Consider the following 13569-nt stretch of genomic DNA (forward strand, 5'->3'; position numbering starts at 1 on the left):
GGGCGGGCCACCCCGCGGCCGACCTCGCACGCGCGCGTGGCCGCGTCCGGTCACGAAGGCCGGTTCACGCGCGCGTGGAGGCTCAGCCGATGGGACGGCCGTACGCCCTCAACGTACGCAGGGCCGTGATCGTCACCATGGGGCGCGCCTCCAGCGCGGTGCCCGGCGCCCAGCTGCGCCAGCGGACCGGCCAGCCGCCGTCCTCCCGCTGCTCGGCGGCGAGGAAGTCCAGGGAACGGGCCATCTCGTCGTCGGTGAACCACGCGCGCGCCAGGGAGTGCGGGGTCCGCGCGAAATCGTGCGGGAAGTGGTGCTCCCCCGGGGCGTACCCGGGCGCGACCGGATACTCCTCCAGCCGGCCCGGGTCCAGCGCGGCGAGCCGGTCGTCCCGCACCAGGCGGCCCAGCCGGTCGGCTGCGGCCTCCGCGCGTGCCCGGTCGGGGGCGGAGTCCAGGAACGCCACGGCCGCCTCCACCTCGTACGGATGGGACTTCTCCAGGGACTCCACCGCCTGCCAGCAGAAGTCCGTGGCCCGGAACAGCCAGGCATGCCACACCTCGTTGCGGTGCAGAACGCCGACCACCGGCCCGGTGGCGAGGAGCTCACCGGGCGGATCGTCCACGATCGGGATGAACGGCGCCGCCGGATAGCCCCGCTGGCTCGGATGGATCGCCGGCAGCGCGCCCTCCGCCGTGGACACGGACGTCAGATAGCGGCACACCCGCTCCACCCGCTGTCCGCCGCAGCGCCCGACGGAGTCCAGGACACGCAGCGCGTGCGCGGTGTGCAGGGGCTGGCTCACGGGACCGCGCAGATCGGGTTCGAGCGCGTGGCCGTAGCCGCCGTCCTCGTTGCGGTAGGCGTCGAGCGCGGTCTCGACGGGGTCGGCCGCGCCGTTGAGGAAGAGGTGCGCGAAGAGGCGCTGCTCCAGCACGCGCGCGGTGAGCCAGACGAAGTGTTCGGCGCGGAAGAGCGGGGAGCGCGCCGAGGGCGTCGGGGGGAGTGGGGATGCTCCTGTTTCGGCCATGCGTCAGACCGTAGGGGGAGAGGCGCCCGCGACAGGCGGCCCTGGCCGGGGCCACCCCCGGGCGCGGGATACTGGATGTCATGCGGTTGACGGTCTTCTGGCAGCGGATGGACGAACACTTCGGCACGGGATACGCCGAGACCTTCGCGCGCGATCACGTCATGTCGGAGCTCGGCGGGCGCACGGTGCACGAGGCGCTGGCGGCCGGCTGGGACGCGAAGGACGTGTGGCGTGTGGTGTGCACGGTGATGAACGTGCCGCACGAGAGGCGCTGATCCGTAACGAAGATCGCGGGGGGCGTCCCATTGTCGGTGGCGTGAGTGAGACTTGGTCCGTGGCACCCACTGACGACACCGGGCACGAAGCCCAGCACGGATCCCCGCTCGGCCCGACGCCGCCCACCCGGCCTCCGGCCGACGGCGCCGCCGCGCCGGGTGCGCGCATGCCGCGCTGGCTGCCGCGCGCCATGGTGCTCGCGCTCACCCTCATCGGCGGGTTCCAGCTGGGCATATGGGCCTTCCACCAGCTGACCGGCCTGCTGATCAACATCCTCATCGCGTTCTTCCTGGCCCTCGCCATGGAGCCCGCGGTGAGCTACATGGCCTCGCGCGGCGTGCGCAGGGGACTCGCCACCTTCCTGGTCTTCTTCGGCCTGCTGATCGTCGTGGCCGGCTTCTTCGCGCTGCTCGGCTCGATGCTGGCGGGCCAGATCATCAAGCTGGTCGAGGGATTCCCGGACTATCTGGACTCCGTCATCAACTGGATCAACACCACGTTCCACACCGAGCTCAGACGCGTCGACATCCAGGAGGGCCTGCTGCGCTCCGACTGGCTGAAGCGGTACGCGCAGAACAGCGCCGCCGGCGTCCTGGACGTCTCCGGGCAGGTCCTCGGCGGGCTCTTCCAGATGCTGACGGTCGCCCTGTTCTCGTTCTACTTCGCCGCCGACGGACCGCGGCTGCGGCGCACCATCTGCTCGGTGCTGCCGCCCGCACGGCAGGCCGAGGTGCTGCGCGCGTGGGAGATCGCCGTCGACAAGACCGGCGGATATCTCTACTCGCGCGGGCTGATGGCGCTGATCTCCGGTATCGCCCACTACGTACTCCTGCAGGCGCTGGGCATCCCCTACGCGCCCGTGCTCGGCGTGTGGGTGGGTGTGGTCTCGCAGTTCATCCCGACCATCGGCACCTATCTCGCCGGCGCCCTGCCCATGCTGATCGCCTTCACGGTCAATCCCTGGTACGCGCTGTGGGTGCTGATCTTCGTCGTGGTGTACCAGCAGTTCGAGAACTACATGCTGCAGCCCAAGCTGACCGCGAAGACCGTCGACATCCACCCCGCCGTCGCCTTCGGCTCCGTCATCGCCGGAACCGCCCTCCTCGGCGCCGTCGGTGCGCTGGTCGCCATCCCGGCGGTCGCCACCCTGCAGGCGTTCCTCGGGGCGTACGTGAAGCGCTACGACGTCACCGACGACCCCCGCGTCCACGGCCACCGCGAACGCGGCGCACGGACGAGCCCCCTCGCCCGCGCCCGGCGCCTGTGGGGCAGGGGGAGATCGCGGACGTCGGCGGCGCAGGAGAGCTCCGACTGACGGGCCCCGTGCCCGGTTCCGATGAGCCAACGGGCCGCCCCGCGACCCGTGCCGCCCGGCGCTGGGCACGGCCCGCGCCCGCCAGGTGCTGCCCCCGCGACACGTCCCGCAGTGCCGCGGGGTGCGCTTGACACGAAAATCGAACATCCATTCTTATGGAGGCTCCGGCGGCGCTCTCGGTGGGGAATTCGCCCCATTTTGGGCGACTAAGTGCCCGAGTTATCCACAGGCCGGACCAGCGTCGGGGCGCATTGTCAGTGGCAGGCGTTAGCGTCTTTGACGTGAAGCGATCGACTCAAGCAAACCGGGTGGAACCCATGGCAGGAACCGACCGCGAGAAGGCCCTGGACGCCGCACTCGCACAGATTGAACGGCAATTCGGCAAGGGCGCGGTCATGCGCATGGGCGAGCGGTCGAGGGAGCCCATCGAGGTCATCCCGACCGGGTCGACCGCCCTCGACGTCGCCCTCGGCGTCGGCGGCCTGCCGCGCGGCCGAGTCGTCGAGATCTACGGTCCGGAGTCGTCCGGCAAGACGACCCTGACCCTGCACGCGGTGGCGAACGCGCAGAAGGCGGGCGGCCAGGTCGCCTTCGTGGACGCGGAACACGCCCTCGACCCCGAGTACGCGCGCAAGCTCGGCGTCGACATCGACAACCTGATCCTCTCCCAGCCCGACAACGGCGAGCAGGCCCTGGAGATCGTGGACATGCTGGTCCGCTCCGGCGCCCTCGACCTCATCGTCATCGACTCCGTCGCCGCACTCGTCCCGCGCGCGGAGATCGAGGGCGAGATGGGCGACAGCCACGTCGGCCTGCAGGCCCGCCTCATGAGCCAGGCCCTGCGGAAGATCACCAGCGCGCTCAACCAGTCCAAGACCACCGCGATCTTCATCAACCAGCTCCGCGAGAAGATCGGTGTCATGTTCGGCTCCCCGGAGACCACGACCGGTGGCCGCGCCCTGAAGTTCTACGCCTCGGTGCGCATCGACATCCGCCGCATCGAGACCCTCAAGGACGGCACGGAGGCGGTCGGCAACCGCACCCGCTGCAAGGTCGTCAAGAACAAGGTCGCGCCGCCCTTCAAGCAGGCCGAGTTCGACATCCTCTACGGCCAGGGCATCAGCCGCGAGGGCGGCCTGATCGACATGGGCGTCGAGCACGGCTTCGTCCGCAAGGCCGGCGCCTGGTACACGTACGAGGGCGACCAGCTCGGCCAGGGCAAGGAGAACGCCCGCAACTTCCTCAAGGACAACCCCGACCTCGCCAACGAGATCGAGAAGAAGATCAAGGAGAAGCTGGGCGTCGGCGTGCGTCCCGAGGAGCCCGCCGCCGAACCCGGCACGGACGCCGCCGTCTCCACGGCCGCGGACGAGGCCGACAAGACCGCACCCGCCCCCGCAGCCAAGGCCGCCAAGACCAAGGCCGCGGCAGCCAAGAGCTGACCCGTGACACGGCGAACCGACTGGGCCGAGTACGCCCACCTCGACGCTCTCAGCGAGCGACAGGGCAAGGGCGGACCGGGCCCGGCCCGGACGGACGACGACACCCACGGCGACGACCCGCACGCCCGCACCGAACTGCCGTACGGCGCGGGCGAGCCGTACGGCAGGGGCGCACCGACCGGCACCGCGGGGGAGCCGGGCGGCACGGGGGATCCGTACGGCGGCCACGAACCGGACGGCGACGCCCGGTACGGCGACGAGCCGTACGAGAACCGGCGCCGCAGTAACGCCAGGGCACGCCGCGCAGGCGGCGCCCACAGCGGTACGCGTGACGGCGAGCCGCCCACCGGCGGCACCCGCCGAGGGCGGCGCTCCGCGCAGCCGCCCCGTGAGGACGAAGGCGCCTCCTCCTCGTCGAGGGCCGAGCGGGGGGAGTCTTCAGGGGACCCGGCTGAGCGGGCACGGGCGATCTGCCTGCGCCTGCTCACCGGGACCCCACGCACCCGCAAGCAACTCGCCGACGCCCTGCGCAAGCGGGAGATCCCCGATGACATCGCCGAGGAAGTCCTCTCCCGCTTCGAGGAAGTCGGGCTGATCAACGACAGCGCCTTCGCCGACGCCTGGGTGGAATCCCGGCACCACGGCCGAGGACTGGCCCGCCGCGCGCTCGCCCGAGAACTGCGCACCAAGGGCGTCGACTCGGCACTCATCGACGAGGCCGTCTCCCAGCTCGACTCCGAGCAGGAGGAAACGACCGCGCGCGAACTGGTCGCCCGCAAACTGCGCTCCACCCGCGGCCTCGACCGCGACAAACGCATCCGCCGCCTCGCCGGCATGCTCGCACGCAAGGGCTACCCCGAGGGCATGGCCCTCCGGGTGGTCCGCCAAGCACTGGAGGAAGAAGGCGAGGACACGGAATTCCTCGACGAGGAGTTCTGAGGAGGCGTCACACGGCACACGGGCTCCGGGACACCAGCCCCCCATGAGACGGGGCCCGCACGACACGGACTCTCACGACCCGGCCATCGGCCCCGGGCACCAACGTCCGAACGGCCCCGCCTCCTTCACAGATCCACCGGTTCACCGGCTCCGGGCACGGTAGACGCGCGGGGGCGCCGATCGCGTCCAGGAGCCGGACCGGTGCCTCGCACACACCAAGGGTGGGGTTAACCCCCCACCGAAGACGCCGGGGCTCCGCACTGCACAGACACCTGTGCACAAGCGACTGTTGAGCCATGCCAGAGGAACCCGCGGCGGACCAGCCCCCGACAACCCGGCCCACCGCCGCCCCCGCCCCCGTCGAACTCGACGACCTCGCCGCGCTCAAAGCGCTCGCACAGCCCCGCCGCCAGCGCATCCTCCAGCACCTCACCCTGAACGGCCCGGCCACCTCGGCCATGCTCGCCCGAGCGCTCGACCTCAACACCGGCGCCACCAGCTACCACCTGCGCGAACTGGAGCGGTACGGCTTCGTCCGCACCACCGCCCGCCCGCCCGACCCACGGCCCCCGCACCGGACGCCCACCGCACCCGCCAGCTACCGCGAACGCTGGTGGCAAGCCGTCCCCGGAGACCTCCGCTTCCCGCCCCGCAGCCGGCAGAGCCCCGAGATGCGGCACGTCATGGACGAGCTCAACCACCATGCCTACGCCGCCGACCTGGACCTCTTCGAACGACTCCAGCGAGAGGCCGGCCAGGCGGACGACAGCGACCCGTGGAGGGACGCCTTCCCCTACTCGCGCGGCACCATCCGGCTCACACTCCCCGAACTCCGGGACTTCTTCGAGGAGTACATCGCCCTCCTCAACCGCTACAAGCGCCCCGAGCCCGAAACCCCGCCCGGCGCACGCACCCTCCTCACCCGCTTCCTCGCGTTCCCCGCCCCCGAAGCCGACCACAACGCGGCCGAAGTCCCCCCGGCCCCCACAGGCGGCCGACGCGAAACCACCCCTCCCGCACACAACAGAAAAGAGAACAAGCCCTCATGATGCTGCGCTACGCCCTGAAGTCCGTCCGCGCCCGCAAGGCGAGCTTCCTCGGCGCCTTCCTCGCCCTGACGTGCGCGGCCGCCCTCATCACCGCGTGCGGCACCCTCCTCGAAACCGGCCTGCGCGGCACGATCCGCACGGAACGCTACGCCGCGACGCCCCTCGTCGTCTCCGCCGACCAGAACGTCCACCGGACCACCGTCAAACACAAGAAGGGCAAGACCAAGGTCAAACACAAGGCCAAGCCGATCGCCGAACGCGCCTGGCTTCCGGAAGGACTCGGCCGCACACTCGCCGAAACCCCCGGCGTCGCCCGCGTCATCCCCGAACTCACCTTCCTCGCCGAACCATTGACACCGGACGGCACAGCGAGCAGCGCGAGCAGACCCGCCTACGGCCACTCCTGGGACTCCGCCGCACTGACCCCCTACCGTCTCACCGTCGGCACCGCGCCCCGGGCCGCCACCGATCTCGTCATCGACGACGACCTCGCCGAGCGCGCCCACCTCAAGCCCGGAGACCGGCTCACCGTCCAGTCCACCCAGGCCCCGCGCACCTACCGCGTCAGCGGCATCGCCGCCCCCGCCACAGCCGTACACCACCAGACCGCCCTCTTCTTCGCCACCGCCGAGGCACGCCGACTCGCCGCACACCCCGGACAGGTGACCGCCTTCGGCGTGCTGGGCGAGCCGGGGACTACGGCGGCGGAACTGCGCCGGGCGGTGGCGGGAGCCTTGGACGACGCCTATGCCGGGGGCCCCTCCCCCTCCCCCCTCCCCACCCTCCGCCCCCACCTCACCACCGGCGACTCCCGAGGCCCCGTGGAGTTCCTCGATGCCGCCGCCGCCCGCACACGCCTGGTCAGCATGGGCGGTGCCATGGCCGGCACCTCACTCCTGGTCGCCGTGCTCGTCGTCGTAGGTACCTTCGCTCTCTCCGTCCGCCAGCGGCATCGTGAACTCGCCCTGCTGCGGGCCGTGGCCGCCACGTCCGGACAGATCCGCACGCTGCTCGGCCGGGAGGCCCTGCTCGTCGGCGCGGCCGGCGGCGCGATCGGTGCTCTCGCCGGGCTGCCGCTGGGCGCCTGGCTGCACGGCAGGTTCGTCGCCCTGGGCGCGGTGCCCGCGACGCTTCAGCACACCACCGGTGTCGTACCGCCGCTCGCTGCCCTCGCCGTGACGCTGTTCGGCGCCTGGGGTGCCGCGCGCATCGCTTCCCGGAGGGTCGCCCGTATCCGCCCGACCGAGGCGCTCACCGAGGCCAAGGCGGAACCCGCGCGCCTCCCGGTCGGACGCGCCCTCACCGGTCTGCTGTTGCTCGTCGGCGGCGCCGTACTCGTCGTGGTGCTGGGCGGTCTGCGGACCGAGCCCGCCGCGACTCCCGTGACCTTCCTCGCTGTCGTCGTCCTGTCCACCTCCGTCGCACTGCTGGGTCCGCTGCTGGTCAGGGCGGCCGCGCTGCTCCTGGCCGGCCCGCTGCGGCTGACCGGTCACGGCGGCCGGCTCGCCGTCGCCAACCTGCGGGGGAACGCCCTGCGGATGGCCTCCGTCGTCACTCCTCTCACTCTGCTCATCGGTATGACCTGCACCGTGCTGTTCGTCCAGCCCACTCTTGGTGACGCGGCCCGCGCCCAGGCCCGCGAGGGTGTCCGCGCCGACTGGGTCGTCGCGTCGCGGGGCCCCGGTGTCCCGGCCGAGGCCGCGCGGCGGCTGCGTACCGGAGACGACGCCGTCACCGAGGTGGTCCGCACGACCGTCCGGGTCGGGCTCGACAAGTACGCGGCCCAGGGCGTCACTTCGGCCGGCCTCGCCCGTACCTGGGACCCCGACGTCACCGCGGGCTCCCTCGACCGGCTGAACGAGCACACCGTCGCCGTCAGTGAACTGGCCGCCGACCAACTCCACTTGGCCCCCGGCAGCAAGCTCGGGCTGACACTGGGCGACGGCACGCCCGCCACACTGACCGTCGCCGCCGTCTACGCCCGTGGGCTCGGCTTCGGGGATCTCACCTTCGCGCACGACCTCGTCGCACGCCACGCCGACAACCCTCTTTCCACCTCCGTCCTGGTGAGTACGGACCGTACACAGACACAACTCTCGACTACGCTGCGTGAGTTCCCGGGTCTGGAAATTCTTTCGCCCGCTGCCGCCGACGACCTTCAGGCCCGCCGTGAGCAGGCGAATGCCGAGGTCAACCAGCTCACCATGGTTCTCGTGCTCGCCTTCACCGCCATCGCCGTGGTCAACACGCTCGCCATGTCGATCACGGAACGTGTCCGCGAGTTGGCGCTGCTGCGGCTCGCCGGGGCGACGCGCCGTCAGGTGCTGCGCATGTTGCGCTCCGAGGCGCTGTCGGTCCTCCTCCTCGCCACCGGCCTCGGCAGCGGTATCGCGCTCGCGGTGCTGACGGCGTTCAGCCTCGGCATGACCGGCCGCGCGGCCCCGGCGGTCACGTCGCTCATGTATGTCACCGTGGTCGCCGCGGCCGGACTCCTGGCCCTCGTCGGGACGGCCCTCCCGGGACGCATGGCCCTGCGGGTGCGGCCGGTGACGGTGGCGACGGCGAAGGACTAGCCCCGCCGATCGACTGCTGACCCGGCTCCGGCCAACCGTGGCCCACCCCACGTCCTTCACATCCTTCGGGGAACGCAGCATCACTTGCGTTCCCCGAAGGATGTGTCGCGTGGGTTCGAAACCCCGCCCGACGGCGCCGTGTCCGCGCGGCCGAGCCCCGCACTCCTTACCGGGATACCGGAAGCCCCGCCGCCTTCCACGCCTGGAATCCGCCCACCAGGTCCGTCGCACGGCGCAGCCCCAACTGGTGCAGCGACGCCGCGGCGAGGCTCGACGCGTATCCCTCGTTGCAGATGACGACGACGCGCAGCGCATGGCCCGTGGCCTCGGGCAGGCGGTGGCTGCCCCGGGGGTCCAGCCGCCACTCCAGCTCGTTGCGCTCCACGACCAGCGCGCCCGGGATGAGCCCGTCCCGCTCGCGCAGGGCCGCGTACCGGATGTCGACGAGCAGCGCCTCACCGGCCTGCGCGGCCGCGTACGCCTCGGCCGGCTCGACGCGCTCGTATCCGGAGCGGACCCGCTCCAACAACTCGTCGATGCCCACAGGACTCACAGCGCCCGCAGCGCCCACAGGAGAAACAGAGCCGGCACGGTATGCAGAGCCCGCAGAGCCCACAGCCCCCGCCGACCCCACCGAAGAATCCCTCACGTCGTTCCTCACTGCCAGTCCTCCGGGCGTTCCACCTGCTCCAGCCTCAGCACCGGCCCCGTACGGCTGTAGCGGCGGATGCGGGGCAGCGGTGGGTAGTAGGCGTGGACGGAGATCGCGTGCTCCCGCGGGTTCTCGTTGAGGACCTCGTGGACGTGGTGGTGGCCGAAGGCGCGGCCCTGGCCGGCGGTCAGCCGGCGGGTGCGGTCCACGTCCTCCGACAGCTCCAGGGTCTTCCAGCCGTCGGTGGGCAGCCGCGCGGCGAGGGAGTTCTCGGTGAGTTCGCCCCGCGCGGTCACGAAGGCGCCGATGGAGTCGGCGTGGTCGTGCCAGCCCGTGCCGGTGCCGGGCGGCCAGCCGATCAGCCACGCCTCGCTCCCGCCGGGTCCTTCCAGGCGCACCCAGGTGCGGCCCTCCGGGTCGAGCGGGAGGGTGGAGATCAGCGTCTCGTCGGCGGCCGCGCGCCGGACGAAGTCGAGGAGGTCCGCCTGTGCCGGAACGGCGGGCGCGGGCGCGGACGCGGGAACGGAAACGGAGGGGGAGGCAGACACGGGTACCGTCCTGATGAGTGTTCGCGGAACGGCGCGCACGGCTGCGCGAGAGCGCGGCGACGGCGCACGCCGTGGAGGAGGGGGATGCGAATTCAGCAGGACGGACGACACACGCAGCCCGCATAGCGGACGAGGTCCATATGGACCCTCCGCCACAGGCGCACACAGGTGTCGGTCACCCTCCGGAGTAGACCATGCCGGTCCGGCCCGGTCAACTCGCTGTCACTCCGTGGACACGGGGACGGTGAGCGCGGCGTCCCGCCGCCGTACGGCGGCGACGGGACCGGAGGATCATCGCGCGGCGGAGCCCGCCGTGGCGCCGGCCTCCGCCTCGGCCCGCGCCGGCCCGCCCACGGCCGCTTCGGCCGCCGCGTACAGATCGGCCGGCCGGACCCCGTTCAGCGCGGTGACCAGGTGTCCGTCGGGTCGTACGAGCAGCACGGTGTGGGCGGCGGCGCCGGGGTAGCTCTCCGTGACGAGCAGCTCGGCGGGGTGGGGCAGCGCCGTGACGGCGGCGGCGAGCCGGGGCATCAGGCCGGCGCCCACCCAGTGCTTGCGCTCCCATACGCCCGTGCCGGGTGCCACGAGGACCACGAGCAGCGCGCCCCGCCCCAGCCGGTCGCGCAGTTGTACGAAGGAGCCGTCCTCCGCCGTCACGCGCACGTCCGACACCGGGGCGCCGGGCGCGGTGTCGACCGGGACCTCGGCCTCCAGGTGACGCGGTGCCAGGGGCGATCCCGCGTACGTCCCGGGTTCGCCCAGCGGGCCCCGGCCGAGGTGGCCGTCGGTGAGCAGGGCGTCGTGGCCCCGGGCGGCGCCGGGGACGTACGCCCTTATGCCGCCGCCCCCGCGCAGCAGGGGCAGCACCTGGTCGGCCGCGCGCAGCCGGGCGGCGACGGCGGCGCGCCGCTCCACCTGATAGCTGTCGAGCAGCGTCTCGTGCGGCCCGTGGTGCCAGGCGGCCGCCAGCTTCCAGGCGAGGTTGTCGGCGTCGCGCAGGCCCTCGTCGAGCCCCTGGGTGCCGAACGCGCCGAGCAGGTGCGCGGCGTCCCCGGCGAGGAAGACGCGTCCCGCGCGCCACCGGCGGGCCAGACGGTGGTGCACGATGTGGACGCCGGTGTCCAGCAGGTCGTACGCCGGGGAGGGGACGTCGCTCCAGCCGGTCAGGGTCTCGCGGACGCGCGCCAGCAGCAACTCCGGGGTGACGAGGTCCTTGCCCGGCGGGAGCAGCCAGTCCAGGCGCCAGACGCCGTCCGGGAGGGGGCGGGCGGTCACCTCCCCGGCCGACGGTCCGGACGTCCGCCACGGCGGCATCCGATGGAGCAACGCGCGACCGTCCCACGGAAGTTCCGCGCGCAGCGCGGCCACGGCGTGTCGCTCCACCGCCGTGCGGCCGGGGAAGCGGATGTCCTGGAGTTTGCGGACCGTGGAGCGGGGGCCGTCGCAGCCCACCAGGTAACTGCCGCGCCACCAGGTGGCCTTGGGGCCCCGGGTGTGGGCGGTGACGCCGGAGGGCTCCTGTTCGACGGTGTCCAGGCGGCTGTCGACGACGAGCTTGATGAGCCGTTCGCGCGCGAGGGCGGTGCGCAGGACACCGGTCAGCACATGCTGGGCGATGTGCAGCGGCGCGGGGCCGGGCTCCTCGTCGAAGGAGAGGTCGCGCATCACCTGGCGGCGCCGCATCGACCGCCAGCCGGTCCAGCGCAGGCCCGCCTCGTCGAGGGGGGCGCCGGTGAGCCGCTCCACGAGGGCGGTGGTGTCTTCCCGCAGGACGACGGTGCGGGCCAGGCGCGGCTCGTCCTTGCCCGGGCCCTCGTCGAGGACGATCGACGGCACTTCCTGACGCGCCAGCGCCAGGGCGAGCGTGAGCCCCACGGGCCCCGCTCCGACGATGATCACCGGATCCACGGCGTGGCGCCCCCTGCCCGCGACGATGCCCTCAGGGACGTGAGTGAACTAGAGGTGGGAGCAGGGTGCACGATCACAGAACGTATGCAACCCATTCGCGCGGATTGCGTCAAGCGACGGGGGCAGTGGCGCGCTCGCCACTGCCCCCGTCCAGGTCATGCCGCTTGAGTGGGCGTCAGGCCGACGCGCCCGAACCGTAGGAGCCGCCGACCTCGGCCGCGTTGAGTTCCTCGATGTCCTCGACACCGACCACCGCGCCCGTACCGCGCTTGCTGCGCCGCAGTCGGCGCTCCAGCCAGCTCGCGAAACTCGTCAGGGCGAAGTTCAGCACGACGAAGATGGCCCCGACCACGATGAAGCTGGGAATGGGGTTGGCGTAGTTGGCCGCCAGCGTGCCGCGCGAGTTGAGCAGTTCGGTGAAGCCGATCATCACACCGCCGAGCGCGGTGTCCTTCACGATGACCACGAGCTGGCTGACGATGGCCGGCAGCATCGCCGTCACGGCCTGCGGAAGCAGGATGCTGCTCATCGTCTGGCCCTTGCGCAGACCGATCGCGTACGCCGCCTCCGTCTGCCCCTTGGGCAGGGCGAGGATGCCGGCCCGGACGACCTCGGCGAGCACGGCGGCGTTGTACAGCACCAGGCCGATGACGACCGCGTACAGGGGGCGGTCCTCGCTGGGGACGTTCATCGAGCGGGCGACGAACTCGTTCGCGAACAGCATCAGCAGCAGCACCGGGATCGCCCGGAAGAACTCCACCACCGTGCCGGACACGGCCCGCACCCAGGCATGGTCGGAGAGGCGGGCGATGCCGAAGACCGCGCCGAGCGGCAGGGCGATCACCATGGCGAGCGAGGCCGCCTTCAGCGTGTTGCCGAGGCCGGGCAGCAGATACGTCGTCCAGGCGTCGGACTCGGTGAACGGCTTCCACAGGGCGGAGGTCAGCTGGTTCTTGTCGTCCAGGACCTTCCACACCCACCATGCCAGCAGGATCAGCAGGGCGAAGAAGACGACCGACAAGGCCAGGTTGCGCCGTTTGGCGCGGGGGCCGGGAGTGTCGTAGAGGACCGAGCTCATCGCTTCACCGCCAGTCGCTTGCCGAGCCAGCCCAGGAACAGGCCGACGGGCAGGGTCAGAACCACGAACCCGAACGCGAACACCGCGCCGATGGCCAGCGTCTGCGCCTCGTTCTCGATCATCGTCTTCATCAGGTAGGCGGCCTCGGCGACGCCGATGGCGGCCGCCACCGTGGTGTTCTTGGTCAGCGCGATCAGGACGTTGGCCAGCGGGCCGATGACCGCGCGGAAGGCCTGCGGGAGGATGATCAGCCGCAGGGTCTGGCTGAAGCTGAGCCCGATCGCGCGGGCCGCCTCCGCCTGCCCCAGCGGCACCGTGTTGATGCCGGAGCGCAGCGCCTCGCACACGAACGCGGCGGTGTAGGCGACCAGACCGAGGATGGCCAGCCGGAAGCCCTGGGCCTTGAAGTTGTCGGCGCCCAGCGTCACACCGAACACGTCGGCGAGGCCGGCCGAACAGAACAGGATGATGACCGTCAGGGGGATGTTCCGGACGATGTTGACGTAGGCCGTGCCGAACCCGCGCATCAGCGGGACCGGGCTGACCCGCATCGCGGCCAGCAGGGTGCCCCAGATCAGGGAGCCCACGGCGGAGAGGGCGGTGAGTTTCACCGTCATCCAGAACGCCCCGAGGACGTCGTAACCTTCAAGAAAATCGAACACGATCTCCCGCGCTTCCGGGTGGGTGGCGTACGTGAAGGGCGGGGCGCGCCACCGCCGTGATCGCGACGGACGGCGGCGCGCCGGGGAGCCCTGCGGGGCT

General features: G+C 71.9%; 13 protein-coding genes. 6 read left to right on the forward strand and 7 right to left on the reverse strand.

Annotation, left to right across the window (positions count from 1 at the left end):
• Positions 1-82: 82 nt before the first annotated feature.
• Positions 83-1027: a hypothetical protein gene (locus ACZ5NW_RS00105; protein ID WP_468741392.1), complete on the reverse strand. Its 945-nt coding sequence runs from the start codon at positions 1025-1027 to the stop codon at positions 83-85.
• 80 nt (positions 1028-1107) lie between these two features.
• Between ACZ5NW_RS00105 and ACZ5NW_RS00110 the strand changes: the two genes are divergently transcribed.
• The 6 genes from ACZ5NW_RS00110 to ACZ5NW_RS00135 all read left to right on the forward strand — a co-directional run bounded on the left by ACZ5NW_RS00110 (position 1108) and on the right by ACZ5NW_RS00135 (position 8621).
• A complete protein-coding gene (locus tag ACZ5NW_RS00110; RefSeq protein ID WP_468741393.1) occupies positions 1108-1302 on the forward strand; it encodes a DUF3046 domain-containing protein in 195 nt (64 codons plus the stop codon).
• Between the two features lie 59 nt (positions 1303-1361).
• Positions 1362-2618 (forward strand): AI-2E family transporter, encoded by a 1257-nt coding sequence (locus tag ACZ5NW_RS00115; protein ID WP_468741394.1) that lies wholly within the window; start codon positions 1362-1364, stop codon positions 2616-2618.
• 317 nt (positions 2619-2935) lie between these two features.
• Entirely contained in the window at positions 2936-4060 is a 1125-nt protein-coding gene (recA, locus tag ACZ5NW_RS00120) for a recombinase RecA (RefSeq protein ID WP_468741395.1), read from the forward strand.
• A 3-nt stretch (positions 4061-4063) separates the two neighbouring features.
• Positions 4064-4999 carry a recombination regulator RecX gene (gene recX / locus ACZ5NW_RS00125; RefSeq protein WP_468741396.1) on the forward strand — a complete coding sequence of 312 codons (936 nt, stop codon included), beginning with the start codon at positions 4064-4066 and terminating at the stop codon, positions 4997-4999.
• Positions 5000-5295: 296 nt separating this feature from the next.
• Positions 5296-6048 carry an ArsR/SmtB family transcription factor gene (locus ACZ5NW_RS00130; RefSeq protein ID WP_468741397.1) on the forward strand — a complete coding sequence of 251 codons (753 nt, stop codon included), beginning with the start codon at positions 5296-5298 and terminating at the stop codon, positions 6046-6048.
• Entirely contained in the window at positions 6045-8621 is a 2577-nt protein-coding gene (locus tag ACZ5NW_RS00135) for an FtsX-like permease family protein (protein ID WP_468741398.1), read from the forward strand. The genes ACZ5NW_RS00130 and ACZ5NW_RS00135 overlap by 4 nt, the downstream gene beginning before the upstream one ends.
• Before the next feature lie 166 nt (positions 8622-8787).
• Here the strand turns inward: ACZ5NW_RS00135 and ACZ5NW_RS00140 are convergent, their stop codons facing one another.
• From ACZ5NW_RS00140 to ACZ5NW_RS00165, 6 genes are all read right to left on the reverse strand, one after another.
• A complete protein-coding gene (locus ACZ5NW_RS00140; protein WP_468741399.1) occupies positions 8788-9174 on the reverse strand; it encodes a rhodanese-like domain-containing protein in 387 nt (128 codons plus the stop codon).
• Between the two features lie 104 nt (positions 9175-9278).
• On the reverse strand, positions 9279-9821 hold the full coding sequence (locus ACZ5NW_RS00145; protein WP_468741400.1) for a cupin domain-containing protein: 543 nt from the start codon (positions 9819-9821) through the stop codon (positions 9279-9281).
• Positions 9822-9913: 92 nt separating this feature from the next.
• Positions 9914-10000, reverse strand: a complete 87-nt coding sequence (locus ACZ5NW_RS00150) for a putative leader peptide (RefSeq protein ID WP_313960178.1) — start codon at positions 9998-10000, stop codon at positions 9914-9916.
• Positions 10001-10112: 112 nt separating this feature from the next.
• Entirely contained in the window at positions 10113-11729 is a 1617-nt protein-coding gene (locus ACZ5NW_RS00155; RefSeq protein WP_468741401.1) for an FAD-dependent monooxygenase, read from the reverse strand.
• 175 nt (positions 11730-11904) lie between these two features.
• Entirely contained in the window at positions 11905-12807 is a 903-nt protein-coding gene (locus ACZ5NW_RS00160; RefSeq protein WP_468741402.1) for an amino acid ABC transporter permease, read from the reverse strand.
• A complete protein-coding gene (locus ACZ5NW_RS00165; RefSeq protein WP_468741403.1) occupies positions 12804-13469 on the reverse strand; it encodes an amino acid ABC transporter permease in 666 nt (221 codons plus the stop codon). Before ACZ5NW_RS00165 ends, ACZ5NW_RS00160 begins: the two co-directional genes overlap by 4 nt.
• Between the last annotated feature and the right edge of the window lie 100 nt (positions 13470-13569).

It is taken from the genome of Streptomyces sp. NPDC032126 (assembly GCF_055580085.1).

Bases quoted from the DNA above. Each gene is read 5' to 3' on its own strand.
- ACZ5NW_RS00135 (WP_468741398.1), top strand. From the start codon at position 6,045: ATGATGCTGCGCTACGCCCTGAAGTCCGTCCGCGCCCGCAAGGCGAGC.
- ACZ5NW_RS00105 (WP_468741392.1), bottom strand. From the start codon at position 1,027: ATGGCCGAAACAGGAGCATCCCCACTCCCCCCGACGCCCTCGGCGCGC.
- recA (WP_468741395.1), top strand. From the start codon at position 2,936: ATGGCAGGAACCGACCGCGAGAAGGCCCTGGACGCCGCACTCGCACAG.
- ACZ5NW_RS00160 (WP_468741402.1), bottom strand. From the start codon at position 12,807: ATGAGCTCGGTCCTCTACGACACTCCCGGCCCCCGCGCCAAACGGCGC.
- ACZ5NW_RS00110 (WP_468741393.1), top strand. From the start codon at position 1,108: ATGCGGTTGACGGTCTTCTGGCAGCGGATGGACGAACACTTCGGCACG.
- ACZ5NW_RS00130 (WP_468741397.1), top strand. From the start codon at position 5,296: ATGCCAGAGGAACCCGCGGCGGACCAGCCCCCGACAACCCGGCCCACC.